Origin of the sequence: Pseudomonas sp. 5P_5.1_Bac1 (genome assembly GCF_025466015.1) — a bacterium.
Lineage (GTDB): Bacteria > Pseudomonadota > Gammaproteobacteria > Pseudomonadales > Pseudomonadaceae > Aquipseudomonas.
On the sequence record NZ_JANLNX010000037.1, the window covers coordinates 266,565 to 289,799 of the forward strand.

General features: G+C 62.3%; 20 protein-coding genes and 1 pseudogene. 11 read left to right on the forward strand and 10 right to left on the reverse strand.

The features are described 5' to 3' along the window. From NTD82_RS07400 to NTD82_RS07410, 3 genes are all read left to right on the forward strand, one after another. Positions 1 to 1,158, forward strand: a complete 1,158-nt coding sequence (locus NTD82_RS07400; protein WP_262128223.1) for a phospholipase D-like domain-containing protein — start codon at positions 1 to 3, stop codon at positions 1,156 to 1,158. Between the two features lie 87 nt (positions 1,159 to 1,245). After that, entirely contained in the window at positions 1,246 to 1,827 is a 582-nt protein-coding gene (locus NTD82_RS07405) for a DJ-1/PfpI family protein (protein WP_095154745.1), read from the forward strand. Positions 1,828 to 1,838: 11 nt separating this feature from the next. Beyond that, positions 1,839 to 2,138, forward strand: coding sequence for a ribbon-helix-helix domain-containing protein (locus NTD82_RS07410; RefSeq protein WP_095154746.1), 300 nt, complete (start codon positions 1,839 to 1,841; stop codon positions 2,136 to 2,138). 718 nt (positions 2,139 to 2,856) lie between these two features. Here the strand turns inward: NTD82_RS07410 and NTD82_RS07415 are convergent. After that, positions 2,857 to 4,380 (reverse strand): fumarate hydratase, encoded by a 1,524-nt coding sequence (locus NTD82_RS07415; protein ID WP_095154747.1) that lies wholly within the window; start codon positions 4,378 to 4,380, stop codon positions 2,857 to 2,859. 278 nt (positions 4,381 to 4,658) lie between these two features. Here NTD82_RS07415 and NTD82_RS07420 point away from each other — a divergent pair, with 278 nt between their 5' ends. Next, positions 4,659 to 5,597: an iron-sulfur-binding ferredoxin reductase gene (locus NTD82_RS07420; protein WP_262128224.1), complete on the forward strand. Its 939-nt coding sequence runs from the start codon at positions 4,659 to 4,661 to the stop codon at positions 5,595 to 5,597. 72 nt (positions 5,598 to 5,669) lie between these two features. Here NTD82_RS07420 and pyk read toward each other — a convergent pair whose 3' ends face one another. Then, positions 5,670 to 7,121, reverse strand: coding sequence for a pyruvate kinase (pyk, locus tag NTD82_RS07425; RefSeq protein WP_095154749.1), 1,452 nt, complete (start codon positions 7,119 to 7,121; stop codon positions 5,670 to 5,672). Positions 7,122 to 7,324: 203 nt separating this feature from the next. Between pyk and NTD82_RS07430 the strand changes: the two genes are divergently transcribed. The 3 genes from NTD82_RS07430 to sbcB all read left to right on the forward strand — a co-directional run bounded on the left by NTD82_RS07430 (position 7,325) and on the right by sbcB (position 9,687). Further along, entirely contained in the window at positions 7,325 to 7,711 is a 387-nt protein-coding gene (locus tag NTD82_RS07430) for a hypothetical protein (protein WP_095154750.1), read from the forward strand. A 147-nt stretch (positions 7,712 to 7,858) separates the two neighbouring features. Next, complete coding sequence (locus tag NTD82_RS07435; protein ID WP_095154751.1) at positions 7,859 to 8,218, forward strand: PilZ domain-containing protein; 360 nt, start codon at positions 7,859 to 7,861, stop codon at positions 8,216 to 8,218. Positions 8,219 to 8,259: 41 nt separating this feature from the next. Continuing rightward, positions 8,260 to 9,687 (forward strand): exodeoxyribonuclease I, encoded by a 1,428-nt coding sequence (gene sbcB, locus NTD82_RS07440; RefSeq protein ID WP_262128225.1) that lies wholly within the window; start codon positions 8,260 to 8,262, stop codon positions 9,685 to 9,687. 77 nt (positions 9,688 to 9,764) lie between these two features. Here the strand turns inward: sbcB and mvaT are convergent, their stop codons facing one another. Beyond that, positions 9,765 to 10,145 (reverse strand): histone-like nucleoid-structuring protein MvaT, encoded by a 381-nt coding sequence (gene mvaT / locus NTD82_RS07445; RefSeq protein WP_095154753.1) that lies wholly within the window; start codon positions 10,143 to 10,145, stop codon positions 9,765 to 9,767. A 309-nt stretch (positions 10,146 to 10,454) separates the two neighbouring features. On the opposite strand from mvaT, the gene purU reads away from it, so the two are divergent. Next, positions 10,455 to 11,306: a formyltetrahydrofolate deformylase gene (gene purU / locus NTD82_RS07450; protein ID WP_095154754.1), complete on the forward strand. Its 852-nt coding sequence runs from the start codon at positions 10,455 to 10,457 to the stop codon at positions 11,304 to 11,306. A 159-nt stretch (positions 11,307 to 11,465) separates the two neighbouring features. On the opposite strand, the gene NTD82_RS07455 is transcribed toward purU, so the two are convergent. The 5 genes and pseudogenes from NTD82_RS07455 to NTD82_RS29265 all read right to left on the reverse strand — a co-directional run. Continuing rightward, positions 11,466 to 12,449 carry a YbhN family protein gene (locus NTD82_RS07455; RefSeq protein ID WP_262128226.1) on the reverse strand — a complete coding sequence of 328 codons (984 nt, stop codon included), beginning with the start codon at positions 12,447 to 12,449 and terminating at the stop codon, positions 11,466 to 11,468. Next, a complete protein-coding gene (locus tag NTD82_RS07460; RefSeq protein ID WP_262128227.1) occupies positions 12,446 to 13,213 on the reverse strand; it encodes a polysaccharide deacetylase family protein in 768 nt (255 codons plus the stop codon). The genes NTD82_RS07455 and NTD82_RS07460 overlap by 4 nt, the downstream gene beginning before the upstream one ends. Then, positions 13,206 to 14,330: a glycosyltransferase family 4 protein gene (locus NTD82_RS07465; protein ID WP_262128228.1), complete on the reverse strand. Its 1,125-nt coding sequence runs from the start codon at positions 14,328 to 14,330 to the stop codon at positions 13,206 to 13,208. The genes NTD82_RS07460 and NTD82_RS07465 overlap by 8 nt, the downstream gene beginning before the upstream one ends. Positions 14,331 to 14,472: 142 nt before the next feature. Continuing rightward, complete coding sequence (locus NTD82_RS29260; RefSeq protein WP_371864274.1) at positions 14,473 to 15,237, reverse strand: methyl-accepting chemotaxis protein; 765 nt, start codon at positions 15,235 to 15,237, stop codon at positions 14,473 to 14,475. 90 nt (positions 15,238 to 15,327) lie between these two features. Continuing rightward, positions 15,328 to 16,347, reverse strand: a pseudogene (locus tag NTD82_RS29265) (cache domain-containing protein); the annotation flags it as partial. A gap of 171 nt (positions 16,348 to 16,518) precedes the next feature. On the opposite strand from NTD82_RS29265, the gene NTD82_RS07475 reads away from it, so the two are divergent. Continuing rightward, positions 16,519 to 17,994: a helicase HerA-like domain-containing protein gene (locus NTD82_RS07475; RefSeq protein ID WP_095154759.1), complete on the forward strand. Its 1,476-nt coding sequence runs from the start codon at positions 16,519 to 16,521 to the stop codon at positions 17,992 to 17,994. Positions 17,995 to 18,050: 56 nt separating this feature from the next. Here NTD82_RS07475 and NTD82_RS07480 read toward each other — a convergent pair whose 3' ends face one another. Together NTD82_RS07480 and NTD82_RS07485 are read right to left on the reverse strand one after the other, a co-directional pair. Further along, a complete protein-coding gene (locus NTD82_RS07480; RefSeq protein WP_095154760.1) occupies positions 18,051 to 19,523 on the reverse strand; it encodes an inorganic phosphate transporter in 1,473 nt (490 codons plus the stop codon). 333 nt (positions 19,524 to 19,856) lie between these two features. Further along, on the reverse strand, positions 19,857 to 20,057 hold the full coding sequence (locus NTD82_RS07485; protein ID WP_095154761.1) for a hypothetical protein: 201 nt from the start codon (positions 20,055 to 20,057) through the stop codon (positions 19,857 to 19,859). A 564-nt stretch (positions 20,058 to 20,621) separates the two neighbouring features. On the opposite strand from NTD82_RS07485, the gene pcaR reads away from it, so the two are divergent. Together pcaR and NTD82_RS07495 are read left to right on the forward strand one after the other, a co-directional pair. Further along, positions 20,622 to 21,497, forward strand: coding sequence for a pca regulon transcriptional regulator PcaR (pcaR, locus tag NTD82_RS07490; RefSeq protein WP_175652194.1), 876 nt, complete (start codon positions 20,622 to 20,624; stop codon positions 21,495 to 21,497). A gap of 282 nt (positions 21,498 to 21,779) precedes the next feature. Beyond that, entirely contained in the window at positions 21,780 to 23,126 is a 1,347-nt protein-coding gene (locus NTD82_RS07495) for an MFS transporter (RefSeq protein WP_262128230.1), read from the forward strand. Positions 23,127 to 23,235: the final 109 nt, after the last annotated feature.

The window sequence follows — 23,235 nt, forward strand, 5'->3', positions numbered from 1 at the left end:
ATGGCCGGGCCGGTCTTTCCCTGGCGTTCCGGCAATCAATTCGAACTGCTGATCGACGGTCCGGCCTTTTTCCCGAACATGCTCACCGCCATCGCCCGGGCCGAACTCCAGGTAGATCTGGAGCTGTACCTGGTGGAGGCGGGCGCTTGCGCGGACGCCATGGTTCAGGCCCTGGTCAGCGCCGCCGAGCGCGGCGTGCAGGTGCGTTGCCTGTTCGATGACTATGGCTCCATGGCCTTCACCCTGGGTTTGCGCCAGCGTTTGCAAGCGGCGGGCGTCGAGTTGCGCTGGTACAACCGCCTGCGCTGGCGCCGTGGCGTGCGAAACCTCTATCGCGATCACCGCAAGATTCTGCTGGTGGACCAGAGCATCGCCTGGGTCGGCGGTACTGGCGTCACCGATGAGTTCTGGCATCCCGGCAACGATGTCAGCGAATGGCATGAGGTGATGGTGGAAATACGGGGGCCGCTGGTGACCGACTGGCAGATGCTCTTCGACCGCCAGTGGCGTGCCAACCCACGTCGCGTCGCCTGGCGCCCGCCGACCCATTTCGGCCTGCCCCGTTTACCGCGAATACCGGCCAGCGGCGAGGGCATGGGCCGGGTTGCCTATGCCGACGCCCGGCAACACCGCGACATCCTGCAGTCGCTGGTGCGCGCATTGAACAGCGGCAAGCGGCGAATCTGGCTGGCGACCCCGTACTTTTTGCCGACCTGGAAAGTCCGCCGTTCCCTGCGCCGCGCCGCCTCGCTGGGCGTTGACGTGCGCCTGCTGCTCACCGGGCCTCGCACCGATCATCCGTCGGTGCGCTATGCCGGCCATCGCTATTACCCGCGCCTGCTGCGCGCCGGGGTGAAAATCTTCGAATTCCAGCCGTGTTTCCTGCACCTGAAAATGGTGCTGGTGGACGACTGGGTGAGCATCGGCTCATGCAACTTCGACCACTGGAACCTGCGCTTCAACCTTGAGGCCAACGTCGAAGCGATCGACCCGGCGCTGACCGCAGCGGTGGCCGAGAGCTTTATCCGCGATTTCAGCCAGAGCGTGGAGATCGACCTCGATGACTGGCGCGCCCGGCCCTTGTGGCGTCGCCTGCAACAGCGGGTGTGGGGCTGGCTGGACCGGGTGGTGGTCAATTTGCTGGATCGCCGCGACTGACGTAGTAGCGACCTATTACCCGCGAGTGTCCGGCTGGGTCTAACGTGTCTGGGTATCTTTTCCCCTGCACACGAAGGAGATCGAGAAATGGCGGCCAAGAAGATTCTGATGTTGGTGGGCGACTACGTCGAAGACTACGAAGTCATGGTGCCGTTCCAGGCGCTGCAGATGATCGGTCACACCGTGCATGCAGTGTGTCCGGGCAAGCAGGCGGGGCAGTCGGTGCGTACCGCGATCCATGACTTTGAAGGCGACCAGACCTACAGCGAAAAGCCTGGGCACAACTTCGGCCTCAATTTCGACTTTGCCAAGGTGAAGGCCGAGGATTACGACGCGCTGGTGATCCCCGGCGGCCGAGCCCCGGAATACCTGCGCCTGAACGAAGACGTGCTGGCGCTGGTGAAAGCCATCGACCAGGCCGGCAAGCCGATCGCCGCGGTGTGCCATGGCGCGCAACTCCTGGCCGCGGCGGGGGTGCTGGAAGGCCGCGAATGCAGCGCCTACCCGGCGTGCGCCCCGGAAGTGAAGCTGGCGGGCGGGCGCTATATCGATATCGAAGTGACGCAGGCCCACGTCGAGGGCAACCTCGCGACCGCGCCGGCATGGCCTGCGCATCCAGCGTGGCTGGCGGCGTTCCTGGGCCTGCTCGGCACCCGCATCACCCTGTAAAAGGAGGGCCCATGTGCGAGCTCTACGTCAAAGCCGATCCGATCCTCTATGAATCGCGCAGCCGCTCGCTACGCATTCGCGGGGTGGTGACCACGCTGCGCCTGGAAAACCAGTTCTGGGATGTATTGCGGGAAATCGCCGAGGTCGACGGGATGACCACCAACCAGCTAATCACCAAGCTCTATGACGAGGTGATGGAGTACCGCGGTGAGGTGGTGAATTTCGCGTCGTTTCTGCGGGTCAGTTGCATCCGTTACCTGAGCCAGCGGCGCAGCGCCGAGCCGATCCCGCTCAAGGCTGTGGCTCGCTGAAATCCGGGCAGAAAAAGGTTCTTCACGGAGTGGTGGGGGCGATGATCTTTGGGGTCGGGTCGGGTCGGGTCGGGTCGGGTCGGGTCGGGCTGGCTTGGGATTTGGTGCTGTGAGCTTATCCGTTCGATTTGGCGAGGCTGCCGGCCCCTTCCGCCTCTACGGCGGGTCCATTTTGTCTTGGCAAAATAGACGAAAACCGCTCGCTCCTGCATCCGGCCCTACGCTGCGCTCCGGGTCCCCTCCCTCCGGTGTCTTGCGGGGCCACGCGGCCTACGACTTGCAAGCAAGTCTACATCTCGCGTCTTCGGCTAACGCCGAAGGGTGCTGCGCACCTGCCCCTTCAGACACCTCCACTCGGCCTCCTGACGTCGCACCTTGTGGCGTCTGAACTTGCGCGCACGAAGATCAAGAGCAAAAAAGAGCAAATCGGTGGTTTCACCAAGCTGTAATTTCGAAGATGCGTCAGCCCAGGCGCCGCCCGTAACTTCGCGACTTCAGGAGGGGACCCGGAGCGCAGCGTAGGGCCGGATGCGGGAGCGAGCGGTTTTGCCTACTTTTCCCAAGCAGAAAAGTAGGCCGCCGTAGAGGCGGAAGGGGCCGGAAGCCTCGCCACATCAAATGGATAAGCCCACAGCACCCAAACCCATAAAAAAAGCGGCAGGGAAAACCCCACCGCTTTTGCCTTTCACTTGAAACTTACCGCTTCAAGCTCGCAGCTTTATTTCACTTCTACCGCCAGGCTTTCGGCAATCTTGCTCTGCCAGATCGCAGGGCCGGTGATGTGCACCGACTCACCTTTGCTGTCGACCGCGACAGTCACCGGCATGTCCTTGACCTCGAACTCGTAGATCGCTTCCATGCCCAGTTCGGCGAACGCCAGCACCTGGGATTTCTTGATCGCTTGAGCCACGAGGTACGCAGCGCCGCCGACGGCCATCAGGTAAACGGCCTTGTTGTCCTTGATCGCGTCGATCGCGGTCGGACCACGCTCGGACTTGCCGATCATGCCCAGCAGGCCGGTCTGCTCGAGGATCTGGCGAGTGAACTTGTCCATACGGGTCGCGGTGGTCGGACCGGCTGGGCCGACGACTTCTTCACGCACTGGATCGACCGGGCCGACGTAGTAGATGAAGCGACCTTTCAGATCGACCGGCAGCTCTTCGCCACGGTTGAGCATTTCGACCATGCGCTTGTGCGCGGCATCGCGGCCGGTGAGCATCTTGCCGTTGAGCAGGACGGTCTCGCCCGGCTTCCAGCTCTGCACGTCTTCCGGGGTCAGGGTGTCGAGGTTGACGCGACGCGCCGAAGGACCCGCTTCCCAGACGATTTCCGGGTAGGCGTCCAGCGACGGCGCTTCCAGCTCGGCAGGGCCCGAACCGTCGAGGACGAAGTGGGCGTGACGGGTGGCGGCGCAGTTCGGGATCATGCAGACCGGCAGGGACGCTGCGTGGGTCGGGTAGTCCATGATCTTCACGTCGAGCACGGTGGTCAGGCCGCCGAGGCCCTGGGCACCGATACCCAGCTGGTTGACCTTGTCGAACAGCTCGAGGCGGATTTCCTCGATGCGGTTCTGCGGGCCACGGGCTTTCAGTTCGTGGATGTCGATGGATTCCATCAACACTTCCTTGGCCATGACCGCAGCTTTCTCGGCGGTGCCGCCGATGCCGATGCCGAGCATGCCAGGTGGGCACCAGCCGGCGCCCATGGTCGGAACGGTCTTCAGCACCCAGTCGACGATCGAGTCGGACGGGTTGAGCATGGCCATTTTCGACTTGTTTTCGGAGCCGCCGCCTTTGGCCGCCACGTCCACTTCCACGGTGTTACCCGGGACGATGGAGTAGTGGATGACCGCCGGGGTGTTGTCCTTGGTGTTCTTGCGTGCACCGGCCGGGTCGGCCAGGATCGAGGCGCGCAGGACGTTTTCCGGCAGGTTGTAGGCGCGGCGCACGCCTTCGTTGATCATGTCGTCGACGCTCATGGTGGCGCCGTTCCAGCTCACATCCATGCCGACGCGGACGAACACGGTGACGATACCGGTGTCCTGGCAGATCGGGCGGTGGCCGGTGGCGCACATGCGCGAGTTGATCAGGATCTGGGCAATGGAATCGCGCGCAGCGGGCGACTCTTCACGCAGATAGGCTTCGTGCATCGCCTGGATGAAATCAACGGGGTGGTAGTACGAAATGAATTGCAGGGCATCGGCGACGCTCTGAATCAGGTCGTCTTGCTTGATCACGGTCATGCAGCGCGCTCCTCTTAAACACGGGAACATTCAATAAGGTATTCCGACGCGGACAGGCCGAGTTGTCGAAACGACTTTTCAGATACGCCGCGACAAAATGTCCGACGCAAAAAAGGCGCGGCAGTATAGCGCGGCTCGGCTTTTGGTACACGCGCCAGTGGTCCAACCATGGTCGGTTATCGCCCGGCATCGATCTTGCTGGTTTTGCTACGAGCGCTGGCCTGACGTGAGTAACAGGCCTAGATTGGCCCAAGAATATTCCCTGGAGATGAACAGCAATGCCCGAACTGCGTGTAGGCGAGCGCCACTGGTCGGTGGCGGTTGGCAGCAACCTGCTCGACGCCCTCAATGAGGCGGGTTGTGCCGTGCCTTATAGCTGCCGCGCTGGCAGTTGCCATGCTTGTCTGGTGCGCTGTCTCGACGGTGAGCCGGCGGACGCGAGCCCCGAGGCGCTGAGCCTGGCACAGCGGGACGCGGGCTGGCGGTTGTCCTGCCAGTGTCGGGTCGAGACGGACCTGCGCGTGGCGCTGTTCGATCCGCACCGCGACGGTCAGCCGGCGCGGGTGCTGGCTGCCGACTGGCTGGGCGGCGAAGTGCTGCGCTTGCGCCTTCAACCGTTGAACGGCCTGCGTTATCAGGCGGGCCAGCATCTGCTGCTGTGGAATGCCGAGGGCGTGGCCCGGCCTTACTCGCTGGCCAGCGTTCCGGGCGAGGATCCGTTCCTGGAGTTTCATATCGATTGCCGTCATCCCGGCGCGTTCTGTAGCTCGGCGCGGGCGTTTTCGGTGGGCACGGAACTGCGCCTGGGTGAACTGCGTGCCGGCGCGCTGCATTACGACCCGGACTGGCAGGAGCGGCCGCTCTGGCTGCTAGCGGCGGGCACCGGCCTGGCGCCGTTGTGGGGCATTTTGCGCGAGGCGTTGCGTCAGGAGCACCGTGGGCCGATTCGCCTGTTGCACTTGGCGCGGGACCGGGACAGCCATTATTTGGCGTCGGCATTGCAGGAGAGGGCGGCGCGGCACCCGCAGGTGCAGGTGGAGCTGGTGACGCCGGATGAACTGCCGGCGGCCCTGGCCTCATTGAAGGTGCAGTCGCGGCAGACCGTGGCGCTGGTGTGCGGGGCGCCGGGGAGTGTGGAGCAGTTTTCGCGGCGGTTGTTTCTGGCGGGGGTGCCGAGGAATCAGGTGTATTCGGATCTGTTTGTCGGGCATGCGTGATTTTCGAGCCCCACTGGCCATAAACAAAAACGCCCGGCCTAAGGCCGGGCGTTTTCATTTACAGCAGCCAGATCAAACCAGCGGGTCACCGACGTGCAGGATCTTCATGCCGTTGGTGCCACCGATGGTGTGGTAGCTGTCGCCCTTGGTCAGGATCACCCAGTCACCCTGCTTGACCACGCCACGCTTCAGCAACTCGTCCACTGCTGCTTGGCTGACCTGCTCCGGCGCCAGTGCGGCCGGGTCGAACGGCACGGTGTAGACACCACGGAACATCGCCACGCGGGCCTGGGTCTCGCGGTGCGGAGAGAAGGCGAAGATCGGGATCGAGGAACGGATCCGCGACATGATCAGCGGGGTGTAGCCACTCTCGGTCAAGGCGATGATCGCCTTCACGCCCGGGAAGTGGTTGGCGGTGTACATGGCGGCCAGCGCGATGCTTTCGTCGCAGCGGCTGAACTGGGTGCCCATGCGGTGGCTGGAGGTCTTGCTGGTCGGGTGCTTTTCAGCGCCGAGGCAGATCCGCGCCATGGCCTGCACCGCTTCCAGCGGGTAGAGGCCGGCAGCACTTTCCGCGGACAGCATGACGGCGTCGGTGTAGTCCAGCACGGCGTTGGAGACGTCGGACACTTCCGCGCGGGTCGGCATCGGGTTCTGGATCATCGACTCCATCATCTGGGTCGCAACGATCACAGCCTTGTTGTGGCGGCGCGAGTGCAGAATGATTTTCTTCTGGATGCCCACCAGCTCGGCGTCGCCGATTTCCACACCCAGGTCACCACGGGCAACCATCACCGCGTCACTGGCGCGGATCAGGCCGTCGAGGGTCTCGTCGTCGGCCACGGCTTCGGCACGTTCGATCTTGGCCACCAGCCAGGCGGTACCGCCGGACTCGTCACGCAGGCGACGGGCGTATTCCATGTCGGACGCATCGCGCGGGAAGGAAACGGCCAGGTAGTCCACGTCCATTTCCGCAGCCAGCTTGATGTCGGCCTTGTCTTTCTCGGTCAGGGCCGGCGCGGTCAGGCCGCCACCCTTGCGGTTGATGCCTTTGTGGTCCGACAGCGGGCCGCCGATCAGTACCACGCAGTGCAGCGAATCTTCGGTGGCGGTCTCGACGCGCATGACCACGCGGCCGTCATCGAGCAGCAGTTCGTCGCCGACGCCGCAGTCCTTGACCAGATCCGGATAGTCGATGCCGACGATTTCCTGGGTACCGGCAGTCAGCGGGTGTGCGGTGGAGAAGGTGAAGCGGTCACCGACCTTCAGTTCGATACGCTTGTTGGCGAACTTGGCGATACGGATCTTCGGACCTTGCAGGTCGCCCAGCAGCGCCACATGGCGGCCGTGGCGAGCGGCGATTTCACGGATCAGCACGGCGCGAGCCTTGTGCTCGTCCGGGGTGCCGTGAGAGAAGTTCAGGCGGGCGACATCCAGGCCGGCAAGGATCAGTTGTTCGATCACTTCCGGTGAATTGCTGGCGGGGCCAAGGGTGGCGACGATTTTGGTACGGCGGATGGTCATGCACAGACTCCTGTAGTGAAGCGCAGCGAAAGGCTACTCCTGAAAAACGCTGTAGTCATTGTTCCTTTGCACTACCTTGGGAGGGGTGTGGGTGGCGTTTGAACGGCCATCGCGGGCGTTGTCGGGCCACTGCAGTCAAACCTGACAACGGCTATAGATTTGTAGGAAAACGCCGATATAGTGCTCAGCAAAGGAGAACCCCCATGCGAGCCCTGATCATCCTGGCGCTGGCGACCAGCGTCGTCGGTTGCACCCGCTGGTCCATGGACCATCATCTGAACAACGCCTACCGGGCTTACGACCGGGGCGATTGCGAGCGCGTCATGCTGGAGCTGTCGCAGGTCGACCGGACCAGTCGCGCGCGTCCGTTCATTCACCCGGAAGCCTCGATGCTGCGTGGCCAGTGCCTGGAGCGACAAAAGCTGTTCGTCGACGCGGCGCAGACTTACCAGTTCATCATTCAGCAGTACCCGCAGAACGAATACGCCTACCGCGCCCGCGCGCGTCTGGAGACCCTGGAGCAGTTGGGGCACTACCGCGCCGGTGAAGCGGCGGTGACCCATCCGGTGGGCGTGACGCCTCTTCGCTGATAACGCGCCGGGGCATTTTTGCTGTGGAACCTTTGTACCAGTCTGCGCTACTCTGATTGAAACAGACTGTGTACAAAGAGTTCACATCTGTACAAGAGCGGCACTAGCGCGACCCTGCTCAAAGGGTCATCCATTGCGATCCTCGCCATGCATACAGAGCGCCGAATAGAGCGTCACCTGCTCCCCTGTTTCCTCAAGGTATTCAACCGCTTCACGGATCAGCCCATCGGTTACCTGGGCAATGCTTCGGAAGACGGCCTGATGCTGATCAGCAACCTGCCACTGCTGGTTGGTCCGGACTTCGAACTGCAACTCAGGATCCCGAGCCGCACCGACGGGGTCCAGCGGGTCAACCTCACGGCCAGTTGTCTGTGGTGCCACGAAGACGAAAGTCCTGGCTTCTACGATTCCGGTTTCATGTTGTTGCAGGCGCCGCGGGAGTACGAGCAGTTGGTGGAAGCCTTGCGCGGCTACTTCAGTTTCCGCCCGTTGAACGCGTCGGCTTGAGTTAGACTTCGGCGATTTCCCCGTTCAGGACGAGGCCCGCCGTGAGCTCCATTTTCTGGCACGACTACGAAACCACCGGAATCAATCCACGCTGCGACCGGCCCTTGCAGGTCGCAGGCGTGCGTACCGATCTGGACCTCAACGAGATCGAGGCTCCGGTCAATCTCTTCTGCCAGCCCAGCGACGATATCCTTCCGCACCCGGCCGCGTGCCTGATCACCGGTATCAGTCCGGCGCAACTGGCCAGGGACGGTTTGGCCGAAGCCGACTTCATGACCCGGGTGCATGCCGAGCTGTCCCGGCCAGGTACCTGTGGCGCGGGCTACAACACCCTGCGCTTTGACGATGAAGTGACGCGCTACAGCCTTTATCGCAACTTCTTCGACCCCTACGCCCGTGAGTGGCAGGGCGGCAATACCCGCTGGGACCTCATTGATACGGTGCGCGCCGCCTATGCCCTGCGCCCGGAAGGTTTTCAATGGCCCGAGGTGGACGGCAAGGTCAGCCTGCGCCTGGAGTTGCTCAGCGCGGCCAATGGCATCGAACATGGCCAGGCGCACGAAGCGCTCTCGGATGTGCGTGCCACCATCGCTCTGGCCCGTTTGATCCGGCAGAAACAACCGCGCCTCTACGACTGGTTGTTTGCCCTGCGCAGTAAACAGAAAGTTCTCGACCAGATTCGCCTGTTGCAGCCCCTGGTACATATTTCCGGACGCTTCTCGGCCGCGCGTAATTATCTGGGGGTGGTGCTGCCGCTGGGCTGGCACCCGGCTAATCGCAACGCACTGATTGTTTGTGATCTTCATCAAAGCATTGAGCCGCTGCTGACGGAGGATTCCGAAGTATTGCGTCAGCGTTTATACACGCGGCGTGAGGAAATGCCTGACGGACAACTGTCAGTTCCCCTCAAGTTGGTGCACGTCAATCGTTGCCCGGTGCTGGCACCATTGAAGGTATTGCGCGCTGAAGATCAGCAGCGTTTAGGGCTGGATATGTCTGACTTGCTACAGCGGAGTGAACAGCTGATTGCCGCGAAAACGCAGTGGGAGGATAAATTGGCGTCAATTTATTCCGCTACTGAGTTCGCCGCCAGTGAAGACCCGGAACAACAGCTATATGACGGATTCTTTGGTGACCGTGATCGACGTTTGTGCGAGCAGGTGCGCAGTGTCGACCCACAACAATTGGCGGGTGAGCGCTGGATGTTCGATGACTCGCGGTTGTCCGAGTTGTTGTTCCGATATAGGGCTAGGAACTTTCCGTCGACCCTTAGTGAACAAGAGCAGTTGCAGTGGCGTGAATTCTGCCGGCAGCGCCTGACGAATGAAGCGATGGGCGCACCGCACACGCTGGCGGCGTTCGAATCCGCTTTGGCGCAGGCGTTAGGGGATGCTGACGGGGCGAAACGAGTATTGCTGGAGGAGTGGCGTAGCCACGCGCAAACGTTGAAACAACGATTGGCGCTATAAGATTTGTAAAGGAGAGGTAAATAAAAACGCCAGCAATGCTGGCGTCTTTCATGAATCCGCAAGGCAGGACCCGGGAATTAACCCAGCAGGGTTGCCCAGCCTTCAACAACATCACCACCCCATTTGGCTTTCCACTCTTTCAGCGTTTTGTGGTTGCCGCCTTTGGTTTCGATGACTTCACCGTTGTGCGGGTTCTTGTATTGCTTGACCTTGCGCGCGCGCTTGGTGCCGGCTGGTTTTGCCGCGGCGCCACGAGGTGCCTTGTTCAGTTTGGCTTCCGGATCCAGCAGGGCAATGATGTCACGCAGGGATTTGCCGTGGGCCCCCATCAGGTTGCGCAGGTCCTTTTCGAATTCCAGTTCTTTCTGCAGCTTGTCGTCTTCAGACAGATTCTTCAGACGGGCTTGCAGTTCTTTGATGGCTTCTTCAGTCGCGCGATACTCGTTGATCAGGGACATGCGGCATTCCTTGGATTAGGTAGTTCGGGATAAACAGTGGGGCAATAATAGTCAGACAATGTGACCAAGTAAACATACAAGTGCGAGGGGATTTCAATGTTTGTTTGCCACAGCAGATTGTAGAGATAGAAATTTACAAATGTTCGCGGCGGCAACTACCCAACTTTTTAATGCAACGGTCGTTTCCGGGTGATGTTGTGCCCTGTCTTCGGGCGTGCCGTGGATGGCGCCCGGACGTCACATCACTACTGTTGTTTTGCCGGGCAATCGTTAGAATGTGCGCCTTTGCGAGTTTCTGGAGCCCCCTGCATGCGTACCTATCGGCTGGTGATCGCTTGTCCCGACCGTGTCGGCATCGTCGCCAAAGTCAGTAATTTCCTGGCGTCCCACAATGGCTGGATCAACGAAGCGAGCCATCACTCCGATGACCTGAGCGGCTGGTTCTTCATGCGTCACGAAATCCGTGCCGATACCCTGCCATTCGATATCGAAGGTTTCCGCGAGGCGTTCGCGCCAATCGCCGAAGAGTTCTCGATGACCTGGCGCATCACCGACACCGACCAGAAGAAACGTGTCGTGCTGATGGCCAGCCGCGAATCCCACTGCCTGGCCGACCTGCTGCACCGCTGGCACAGCAATGAGCTGGACTACGATATTCCCTGCGTGATTTCCAACCACAACGACCTGCGCAGCATGGTCGAGTGGCACGGCATTCCGTTTTTCCACGTCCCGGTCGATCCGAAAGACAAACAGCCGGCGTTCGCCGAAGTGTCGCGTCTGGTCAAGGAACACCGTGCCGATGTCGTGGTGCTGGCGCGCTACATGCAGATCCTGCCGCCGCAGTTGTGCCAGGAATATGCCCAGCAGGTCATCAACATCCACCACAGCTTCCTGCCGTCCTTCGTCGGCGCCAAGCCGTATCACCAGGCGTCCTTGCGCGGTGTGAAGCTGATCGGTGCGACTTGCCACTATGTCACCGAAGAGCTGGACGCCGGTCCGATCATCGAGCAGGACGTGGTGCGTGTCAGCCACAGCGACAGCATCGAAGACATGGTGCGTTTCGGTCGTGACGTCGAGAAGATGGTGCTGGCCCGTGGCCTGCGTTATCACCTGGAAGACCGCGTGCTGGTGCACGGCAACAAGACTGTGGTCTTCAACTGACAGCACGAGGGCGGTGCGATGCGTGATCCACTGGATAAAGCCGCCGCCCATGCCCCGCCCACCCTGGGCGAGGGTTGCCTGAGTCGCTATGACCCCGACGCGCTGAGCAGCGAGGATGGCACCGAGTTTCCCGGTGCCGCTGAGCTGTGGCAGGCGCAGCTAGCGGGTGATGCGCTCGAGCAAGGGTCGACCGAGCAGCCAGAGGAACACCGGCCCGCCGGCGACCAGGTAGAAGTAGTAGGTCACCACACGCCAGACCAGCACCGCCGCCGCCGCGGTTGATTTGCCCACCATGGGCGTCAGTAGCGTGGCCGAGGTCAGCTCCGCGGCGCCGGCGCCACCGGGCAGCAGGCTGACTTGCCCGGCGCTCAACGAAAGCACCTGCACCAGGAAGCTCGTTATCCACTGCAAATTCCCGCCCAATCCGATCAACACCAGATACAGCACGCTGTAGCGCAGCGCCCAGTGCAGGCAGGTCAGGCCGAACACCAGCGCGAGAACGCGCCGTGGCAGGCGCAGGGTGGCCCGGAAGGCGCGGAAGAAATGCAGCAGGCGCCGCGCCCAGCGACGCCGGGTCAGTGGCGAAACCTTCACGCGCTTCAATAGCCGGCCGTTGAACCGCATCACTCCCCGTCGCCAGCGCACCAGCACCAGGCCCAGTCCCAAGGTGGCCAGCATCAGTACCGCGCTGCTGATCAGCAGTCCTTCGAGGCTGCGATTGAAGCTGTGGAACAGGGTGTAGACGACGATCCCGAGGACGGCGAAGAGAAAGAACAGCAAGTCGTTCAACTGATCCATGGCGAACACCGCGCCGCTGTGGGCGGGCCGCACCCGGTCGCGGGACAGCAGCGCCATCAGCGTCAGCGGTCCGCCGCTGCCGCCTGGCGTGGAACAGATGGCGAACTCGGTGGCCATGATCACGCCGAGGCTGCGTAGGCGGCCGATCTTCTCGCCCTGGCTGCCCAATAACAGACGCAGACGCATGGCGTTGAGGGTCCAGCACAGCACGATCATGCCGAACAGCGCCAACAGCAGACCGGGCGGGAAACTGCGCAGTCGCGGCAGCAGTTCGCTGCCGCCAAGCACGGCTGGCACCAGCGCCGCCATGACCAGCGCCGCCAGCAACCAGCCGATGCGATTCACGGGCCGGGCCTGCTGGCCAGCCAGGCCATCTTGGTCATGGGCGTGCGCCCGTCCGCCAACAGGCGTTGCAGGGTCTGCAGCCAATAGCGCCGGGAAAAACCGTGGCGCATGTCCACCGGGTGCAGGCCGAGGCGAAGGGTACTGGCCTGTTGCTGGCGGCTTTCCTGATAGGTGCAGACCATTTTCGACAGACCCCGGCGCCAGGCGCTGCGGGCGCTCCAGACCAGCCCCGGGGCTTTCACCGTGCTGAAATCGGGCAGGCGATATAAATGCTGCGGATCGCTGGTGTAATGCAGCGGCAGTGTGCGCAGCGCCTGCCGCGTGCCTTCGCTCATCAGCCAGGCAGGCGCGACGAAGCCGCTCAGGGGCCAGTCCATCCGCTCGAATACCTCGATCCCGTCGCTCAGTCGCTGCAAGGCCTGATCCTGATCGAGGCTATGGAATTCGCCTTCCCACGTATAAATGCGGCGCATGAAGTACTCGCCGGGCGAGCGCGGCGGCGGGCCGTCGTCGGCGTGGTAGTAGCCGTGCAGCGCCAGTTCGTCGCCACGGGCCAGGCGCTGATCCATGACGCGGCGAAAGTCAGGGGCGTTCTCCAGCGCGTTGCACTTATGGAAGTCGGGTACCACCAGCAAGGTCATGGGAATGTTGCCGAGGGCATCCACCGCTTCGACAAAGGGCTGGTAGTCCGGCCAGGTCTTCGGCGCCACGTCGTGCAGCACCAGTAGCACACTGCGCTCGGGCGCGGGATTGGCATCAGGCATGGGCGCGCACCGGCAGGTTGCTGTAGCCGAGCACGGCCCGGTAATGCTCCAGCAGGCCGCTGACCACGCTGTCCCAGCTGTAATGCTGCTCCACATGCAGGCGCGCCCGCTGGCCGAGGAGGGTGACATTGCGTTCGAACACTTGCGCCACGGCAGCGGCCATCGCCTGTCCGTCGCCCGGGGCGCAGAGTTGGCCGCAGCCAGGATCGACAATCTCGCGAAACGCCCCGGCCGCCACCGCCACCACCGGAATGGCGCTGGCCATCGCTTCGAGGATCACCAGGCCGAAGGTTTCCTGATCGCCGGCGTGCACCAGCAGGTCGGCGCTGGCCAGCAGCCGCGCCACTTCGCTGGCCGGGCGGAAGTGATCGAAGACGGTGACGTTGTCCGGCACATGGGCGGGCATGTGCGAGCCCACCAGCAACAGGTGATACGGCTTGCCCAGGCGCTGGATGCAGTCCAGCAGCACCGGCAGGTTCTTCTCCCGCGAACCGCGTCCGGCGAACACCAGAAGGCGGGTATCGTCCGGCAAGCCCAGTTCGGCGCGCAGGCCCGGATCGCGATGGTCTGGATGGAAAGTGGCGAGGTCAACCCCGAGGCGCTGTACGTGGACATTGTCGATGCCGAGCCTGCGCAGCTTGCTGGCCATCACCTGACTGGGCGCCAGGACCCGGTCGAAATTGCCGTAGAGCTTGCTGACATAGGCTTCCACGTTCGGCGTGAACCAGTTGCCCATGCGGTTGCTCACCAGCAGCGGCAGGTCGGAGTGATAGAAACCGATCACGGGTACGTCCAGGCGCCGGCGCGCGCCGAGGGCGGCCCAGGCGGTGAGGTAGGGGTCACCGACCTCGATCAGGTCCGGTTGCAGTTCGTGCAGCACGTTGCACCAGGGCGCGAGGCGCAGGGGGAAGCGATAGCCGTTGCCGAAGGGCAGGGGAGGTGCCGGGACTTCGTGGATGCCGTTGTGCTGGCAGGCGGTGGCGCCGGGGATCAACAGGCTGTGGCGTACGTTCGGGGTAAGTCCCAGGCGTCGGTGTTTGGCATCAAGATAGGTACGCACACCGCCGCTGGCGGGGGCGTAGAACATGGTGATGTCCGCGATATGCACGATCAGCATCCCTCCGGGATCGTCTTCAGAGACTGTCATCCGGCGTACTGGCTGCCGCGATGACGCGCCCTAAGGTTGACCTTCGTTAAGGATAGTTTGTTCGATCGGCGACAAAGGGCCCGGCGGCATTGCGCCGCCGGGCGGGGAGGGGTCAGATGCGGAAGCTGCCGACTAGATGCTTCAGGCGGCCGGCCTGTTCTTCCAGGTCGGAACAGGCGCGCAGGGTCGATTGCAGGTTCTCGACGCCTTCCTGGTTGAGCATGTTGATTTCGTTGATGTCCATGTTGATCGAGTCGACCACGGCGGTCTGTTCTTCGGTCGCGGTGGCGACCGACTGGTTCATGCCGTCGATCTCGCCGATGCGCTGGGTCACGCTGTTCAGGCGCTCGCCGGCCTGGTTGGCGATGGACACGCTGTCGTGGCTGTGGCGCTGGCTTTGGCCCATGGTTTCCACCGACTCGCGGGCGCCGACCTGCAGTTCCTCGATCATGCTCTGCACTTGCTGCGCCGACTCCTGGGTGCGGTGGGCCAGGTTGCGCACCTCGTCGGCAACCACCGCGAAGCCGCGACCGGCTTCACCGGCACGCGCGGCCTCGATGGCGGCGTTCAGCGCCAGCAGGTTGGTCTGCTGGGAAATGCTGGTGATCACTTCGAGGATCTGACCGATGTTCACGGTCTTGCTGTTCAGCGTCTCGATGTGGGTGCTGGACGTGGAAATCATGTCTGACAGACGGTTCATCGCCTGGATGCTGCGGTCCACGACCTGCTGGCCTTCTTCCGCCAAGTGCCGCGCGGAGCTTGCCTGTTGCGACGCCTGGGCGGCGTTGTGGGCAATTTCCTGGGCGGCCGCACCGAGCTGGTTGATCGCTGCGGCGACACTGTTGGTGCGGTTGGTCTGCTCGTCGGAGTTGACCATCGACGAGTTCGAGGCACTGACCACGCGCAGGGCCACTTCGTTGACGTGCTCGGTGGCCGAGGCCACTTCGCGGATCGACTCGTGGATACGCCCGACGAAGTGGTTGAAGGCCTTGCCGAGCGTACCGAATTCGTCGTGGTTGTGGATGTTCAGGCGGCGGGTCAGATCGCCCTCGCCCTGGGCAATGCCTTCCATCGCGCGGGTCATGGTGTGCAGCGGACGCATCAGGACGCTGATCAGCAAGCCCAGCAGGCCGATGATGAAGCCGACCGCAATAATGGTGGCAACGACCGCCGAGGTGCGGAACTTGCTCAGCATTGCGTAGGCTTTGTCCTTGTCGACGGACAGACCGATGTACCAGTTCGCCGACGGCAGACCTTTCACCGGGGTGAAGCTGAGGATGCGGGTCTTGCCGTCGAGTTCGACTTCAACCGGGGCCTTGGTCAGGCGCGGCGTGTTCTGCGGGAACACGTCGGTCATCGACTTCATCGTCAGGTCTTTGTTCGGGTGCACCAGGATCTTGCCCTGGTCGTTGACCAGGAAGGCGTAGCCCATGCCGCCGAAGTTCAGCGAGTTGATGATTTCCACCAGGCCGTCCAGCGCCAGGTCGCCGCCCGCCACACCGATTTGCGGCGACACCGGCGAAATGATGGAAATCACCATCTTGCCGGTACTCGCATCAATATAGGGTTCGGTCAGAATGGTCTTGCCAGCGGCCAGGCCGTCCTTGTACCAGGGGCGTACGCGCGGATCGTAGCCGTCCGGCATTTTCATCAAGGGGCGAATGGTGAAATCACCATTGGGGTGGCCCAGGTAAACAGTGAGGAAACTGGAAGTCAGTGCCTTCTGGCCAAGCAGGTTGCCGGCATTCTGTGGATCGGCGGCAATGTTCTGAACAGCACTTTCTACCAGGAGCATCCGGCCATCGAAGAGGTTCTTGATGTTGGTGGCCGTGGTATCGCCCATTTCCTGAAGATAGTTCTCCAGGTTTTCGCGAATCGCATTACGCTGCAAGTAATCGTTGTACAGCGTAAACAGGGAAAACGCGATCATCACGATCAGTGAGGCGGCCAACAATATCTTGTGGCTGAAACGTAGGTTTTTATTCATGGCGTGTTGGGTCCGCTAAGGTCTTGAAGTCCGGGTCGCTTGCACGAAAGAGCAGCTTTAAAGCCGCGTGTGTCCCATATCCTTGTCGGGTTTTTCCTCACTTTCGGGTAATCAATCACACTTCGGTATCGGCTGAGTCACACCAAAGCTTTATATGGAGGATGAAAAAACATGCCAGATTCTTCGCAATTCGTTCTTGGCGGCGACTTGAGCGGAAAACCCGTGTCGCAGGCCATGCGCCTGGCCAACCGCCATGGCCTGGTGGCCGGCGCCACCGGTACCGGCAAGACCGTGACCCTGCAGCATCTGGCCGAGGCGTTCAGCGATGCCGGAGTGGCGGTGTTCGCCGCTGACGTCAAGGGCGACCTGTGCGGCCTCGGCGCGGTGGGCAACCCTCAAGGCAAGGTCGCCGAGCGGATCGCCGGGATGCCTTTCCTTGATTACCAGGCGCAGGCGTATCCGGTAACTCTGTGGGACATTCATGGTCAGTCCGGCCATCCCTTGCGCACAACGCTGAGTGAAATGGGCCCGCTTTTATTAGGCAACCTGCTGGAGCTGAACGACAGCCAGCAGGCCGCGCTGTATGCCGCGTTCAAGGTCGCCGACCGCGAAGGGCTTTTGCTGCTGGATATCAAGGACCTCAAGGCATTGCTCGGTCATTTGAAAGACAATCCGCAAGTGCTCGGCGAAGACAGCGCACTGATGACCAGCGGTTCCTCCCAGGCCTTGCTGCGCCGGTTGGCGACGCTGGAGCAGCAGGGTGCCGAAGCGCTGTTCGGCGAGCCGGCGCTGCAACTGGAAGACCTGTTGCACCCTGCTGCGGATGGGCGCGGGCGGATTCATCTGCTCGATGCCAGCCGGCTGGTTCACGAGGCGCCCAAGGTCTATGCGACGTTCCTGCTGTGGCTGCTGGCTGAGTTGTTCGAGCAACTGCCGGAGCGCGGCGATGCCGACAAACCGCTGCTGGCGCTGTTCTTCGACGAGGCGCACCTGCTGTTCAATGGCACGCCCAAGGCATTGCAGGATCGCCTGGAACAGGTGGTTCGGCTGATCCGCTCCAAGGGCGTCGGGGTGTATTTCGTCACGCAGTCGCCCAGCGACCTGCCGGACGATGTGCTGGCGCAGTTGGGCCTGCGGGTTCAGCACGGGCTGCGTGCGTTCACCGCCAAGGAGCAGAAATCGCTGCGTGCGGTGGCTGACGGCTTCCGCCCGAATCCGGCTTTCGACACCCTGGCGGTGCTGACCGAACTGGGAATCGGCGAGGCGCTGGTCGGCACCCTGCAGGACAAGGGCACACCGGCGATGGTCGAGCGGGTGCTGATCGCGCCGCCGCAATCGCGGATCGGTCCGTTGAGCGAGGCCGAGCGCGCGGCGCTGATTGCCGCGTCGCCATTGGCCGGTCGTTACGACAAGCCGATTGATCGCGAGTCCGCCTACGAAATGCTTAACGCGCGCAAGGGCGAGGCGCCCGGCACGCCGGTGGCGGCACAGAAAGAAGAAGAGAGCCTGGCCGACAAGGCGGGTGAGTTCCTGCAAAGTGCAGCGGGGCAGGCGATCAAGTCTGCGGTGCGTCAGGCGGCCAACCAGTTTGGCCGGCAGTTGGTGCGCGGTTTGATGGGGTCGCTGTTAGGCAGCAAGCGCAAATAGTGGTTTCGCAGGCATGAAAAAGGCGCCCTTGGGCGCCGTTTTCAGTGCGGTGCGTTTTAGCTGATGAACTTGGTCGCCAGCCAGAACAGTCCCGCCGCCAGGCCCATCGTGGCCGGCAGGGTCAGGACCCACGCCAGCAGGATGGTCTTGACCGTGCCGCCTTGCAGGCCGCTCTTGTTGGCGACCATGGTGCCGGCAACACCCGAGGACAGCACGTGGGTCGTCGATACCGGCAGGCTGAAGATGTTGGCCATGCCGATCGCGCACGCCGCGGTGATCTGCGCCGACATGCCCTGGGCATAGGTCATGCCCTGCTTGCCGATCTTCTCGCCGATGGTCAGTACCACGCGCTTCCAGCCAACCATGGTGCCCAGGCCCAAGGCCAGGGCGACGGCCAGGATCACCCAGAACGGTGCGTATTCGGTGGTGGCGGTCAGGTCTTTACGCAGCTTGTCGAGGTCGGCCTTTTCACGGGGTTGCAGGACCGGCAGCTTGCCAACCTTCTTCGCCGTGTCGTCCAGGCAGAGCAGGTAGCGGCGCACTTCGACACGTTGCTCGGAGCTCAGGGCGCGGTAGTCGGTCACGCCTGCCAGCGACTGCTGCAGCGCGGCGATGGTCGGCTCGGTCTGGTGCGGGTTGCAGCTGAACTGCTCCGGCAGATCGCCCTTGGCGGCCTTGCCCAGAGCGAGGAATTCGCCCAGGGTTTCGTGGTTGCGCTCGTAGAACTGGCTCAGGTGCAGGGTCGCGTCGCGGGTCCGCTCGATCTGGTAGGTCGTGCTGTTGAGGTCCAGAACGAACTGCGCCGGGACGATACCGATCAGCACCAGCATGATCAGGCCGATACCTTTCTGGCCGTCGTTGGAACCGTGCACGAAGCTCACGCCCATCGCGGACATGATCAGCACCAGGCGGTTCCAGAAGGGTGGGTGTTTCTTGTCGTCGAGCATGCGGCGCTGTTCTGGCGTCTTGTGCATCTTCGACAGCGGGCGCCACCATTTCAGGCCCAGCAGCACCAGCGCGGCAACGACAAAGCCGGCCATTGGCGAGAGCACCAGCGACATACCGATATCGATCGCTTTCTGCCAGTTGACCCCGTCACCCAATGGAATGTCGTTGATCAGGGCGTTGGCGAGGCCAACACCGAGGATCGAACCGATCAGGGTGTGGGAGCTGGAAGCCGGGATGCCGAAGTACCAGGTGCCCAGGTTCCAGGCGATGGCTGCGGCCAGCAGCGAGAAGACCATGGCCAGGCCGTGCCCGGTGTTGACGTTGATCAGCAGCTCGACCGGCAGCAGGTGAACGATGGCGTAGGCAACGCCGACGCCGCCCAGCAGTACTCCGAGGAAGTTGAAGATCCCCGAGGCGAAGACCGCCAGCTGAGGAGGCATGGCTTTGGTGTAGATGACTGTCGCAACCGCGTTTGCGGTGTCATGAAAGCCATTGATGAACTCGAAGGCGAGGACGAAGGTCAAGGCGAGCAGGAGACTCACCAGTACCCACGCATCAAGTCCGCTGAATAATTCGATCATGAAGGTTTTCTGACCCGGTCATAAGGGGGCGCGATTATGCCAGAAATCCCCGGTAATCGATGCACTGGCTGCCGACCGGTTGATCGCTTCAGCGAAAGTTCCGTTCAGGTATCGAATGTGGCGGGTATCGGAAAACGTCGGCAAAAAGCCGGGAGAATGTGGCTTTCTGAAGGCAACAGGATGAATTTTTGATGTCGGAAAGGTTTCAAACAAACGTATGAAATTTGTGAGAATCCATTACGGTTTCATGTTCGCACGCGCAATGATAGACCCGGGTACCTGTTCGAACAGGTACCGGGAGGTCTTCGCGGCACGTTAATGAAGGGGCGTGCGTCAAGGCTCTTCGGGCTTGAGTTCCTCTTCGATCTTGCGAAGTTCCTGGGCAAACGCCTGGTCCATGACGGTGGCGCGTTTGCGCCAGGGTTTGCGTTCCGGGTCGGGTTGAGCGGCATAAGTCGTGACTTCTCCGCCATAAACATCCTTGTAACGTTGTTCCTGGCGCTCAAGTTCCGCGCGCAGTTCTTCTTTCGTCACAGTGCTACCTGTTAATCAAAGTTAACGCTGGCTTTTCGCGAGGGCGTTGTTGCGAGAGTGCGTAACGCGCACGCGGCTACGTTGCCAGTGTAGTAATGGCTGTCGCAGCTACAGACATTCAGTAGGTGCCGACGCGCACTGGCGTCTGACACGCGGGATCTGGCAACTGACAACTTTACGTCAGTATTGGATCCGTTCTCGATGGCGCCGGGTGGGCGGCATCAGGTTTTGAGTATAGCAATTGCAATCAGGAAGGATACCGTTCAAGTAAGCCTTGCAAGAATGGACAATAAAAGAAGGGTCTTTGTTTCAACCGTTGTGGCGTACACCACTACTTCCGGGAAACATCCGGAGCGGGTTGCTCGATTGTGCTTTAAATGAAAAACGGCCTCGCTGGTGGGCGAGGCCGTGCCCGGGGACTTCTACGGTGGGTACCTGACCAGTCTCTCCAAGAAGCCACATTGTGGCTGGGGAAAGGTATAAGCAATTGTGGTCAGCGGTCAATTGCGATTATCGGTCGATGGTTCGATAATCGCCCTTGTGTGTGAGTGACCGAGGTGAGTCATGAGTGATGAAGCAACACCCAAAGGACCTGGCTTGAACGACAACGTGCGCAGTTCCTTTGCGTCCCTGGCGCCGCCCATCGTGGCTTCGCCGGCCCGGCGCATCCAGGCGTTCACCGGTGATCCGGATTTCATGACCTCTCTCGCGCGAGGTCTGGCAGTGGTGCAGGCGTTCCAGGAGCGCAAGCGGCACCTGACCATCGCCCAGATCAGCCACCGCACCGAGATTCCCCGGGCGGCGGTGCGCCGCTGTTTGCATACGCTGATCAAGCTCGGCTATGCCACCACCGATGGCCGCACCTATTCGCTGCTGCCCAAGGTGTTGACGCTGGGCCATGCCTATCTGTCTTCGACGCCGTTGGCGGTGTCGGCGCAGCCTTATCTGGACCGCATGAGCGACCAGCTCCACGAGGCCTGTAACATGGCCACCCTGGAAGGCGATGACATTCTTTATATCGCCCGCTCGGCCACGGTCCAGCGGCTGATCTCGGTGGACCTGTCGGTAGGCGGCAGACTGCCGGCCTATTGCACGTCCATGGGCCGGATCCTGCTGGCGGCGCTGGATGACGCGACCCTCCACGAATACCTGGAACACGCCGACCTGCAGGCCAAGACCAGCCGCACCATCCACGACCCGCAAGCGCTGCTGGAATGCCTGCAACTGGTGCGGCAGCAAGGCTGGTGCGTCGTCGACCAGGAACTGGAGCAGGGCCTGCGTTCGATTGCCGTGCCGGTGTACGACGCTTCCGGCCAGGTGCTGGCCGCGCTCAACGTCAGCACCCACGCCGGCCGGGTCAGCCGCAGCGAACTGGAGCAGCGGTTCCTTCCGATCATGCTGTCTGCCAGCCGCGACCTCAGCACCCAGCTGTTCGCCTGACGGCAGCGCGATCCTGTTCGATAAACGCACACTGTTGCGTTTATCGAATTGCGCCGTCCGGTGCGCCTGATTAATGTCCCTCGCAACGGTTGGCCCGCCCCGACTGTCAATAATAATGAAGCGAGAGGCATAGCCCCATGACCCGCACCCTTTCCCCGAGCCGCCCGTCTCCCTGCCGACGATGCGGACGCTAGAAATTCCCGTCTGACTACACTGATCCGCCTTCGCTACGACGTGCGCGCCTGTCCGGTGCTCGCGCGCTTTCTTCTGGATAAAAAAACAATGAACAGTCCGCAAGCTGCTATCGGAACGCCCCTGGATGTCCAGTCGTTCATCAACGCCCAGCCCCTGTCGCGCTACCAATGGCGGGTGGTGATTCTCTGTTTCCTGATTGTCTTCCTCGACGGCCTGGACACCGCCGCCATGGGCTTTATCGCCCCGGCGTTGTCGCAGGACTGGGGCATTGACCGCGCCAGCCTGGGCCCGGTGATGAGCGCCGCGCTGATCGGCATGGTCTTCGGCGCCCTGGGCTCCGGGCCGCTGGCCGACCGATTCGGACGCAAAGTGGTGTTGGTCGGTGCCGTGCTGGTATTCGGTGCCTTCAGCCTGGCCTCGGCGTACAGCACCAACGTCGACCAGTTGCTGGTGCTGCGCTTCCTGACCGGCCTGGGTCTTGGCGCCGGCATGCCCAACGCCACCACGCTGCTGTCCGAGTACACGCCCGAGCGCCTCAAGTCGCTGCTGGTGACCAGCATGTTCTGCGGCTTCAACCTGGGCATGGCCGGTGGCGGTTTCATCTCGGCCAAGCTGATCCCGGCGTTCGGCTGGCACAGCCTGCTGCTGATCGGTGGCGTGCTGCCGCTGCTGCTGGCGCTGGTGTTGGTGGTGTGGCTGCCGGAGTCGGCGCGTTTCCTGGTGGTGCGTAACCGCAGCATCGAGAAGATCCGCAAGACCCTCGCGCCCATTGATCCGGCGACCGTGGCCAAGGCCAGCGCCTTCACCGTGCCGGAACAGAAAACCGTCAAGAGCCGCAACGTGCTGGCCGTGATCTTCTCCGGCACCTACAGCATCGGCACCTTGCTGCTGTGGCTGACCTACTTCATGGGCTTGGTGATCGTCTACCTGCTGACCAGCTGGTTGCCGACCCTGATGCGCGACAGTGGCGCGAGCATGGAGCAGGCGGCGTTTATCGGCGCGCTGTTCCAGTTCGGTGGCGTGCTCAGCGCGGTGGGCGTGGGTTGGGCGATGGACCGTTTCAATCCGCACAAGGTTATCGGCACCTTCTACCTGCTGGCCGGGGTGTTTGCCTACGCGGTAGGGCAGAGCCTGGGCAACATCACCTTGCTGGCGACCCTGGTGCTGGTTGCCGGGATGTGCGTCAACGGCGCGCAATCGGCCATGCCATCGCTGGCGGCGCGGTTCTATCCGACCCAGGGCCGGGCGACCGGTGTGTCGTGGATGCTGGGCATCGGCCGCTTCGGCGCGATCCTCGGCGCCTGGATGGGCGCGACGCTGCTGGGGCTGGGCTGGAACTTCGAGCAGGTGCTGACGGCGCTGGTGATTCCAGCTGGTCTGGCGACTGTGGCGGTGGTGGTGAAGGGGATTGTCAGCCACGCGGATGCGACCTGAGAGTCTTTGTGGGCCATCGCGAGCAAGCTCGCCCCTACAGGGAGGTGCTGTTGGTCGGCCTTCTGTAGGCGCGAGTTTGTCGGGGCGCTGAACCGTCGCGATGGCTCAT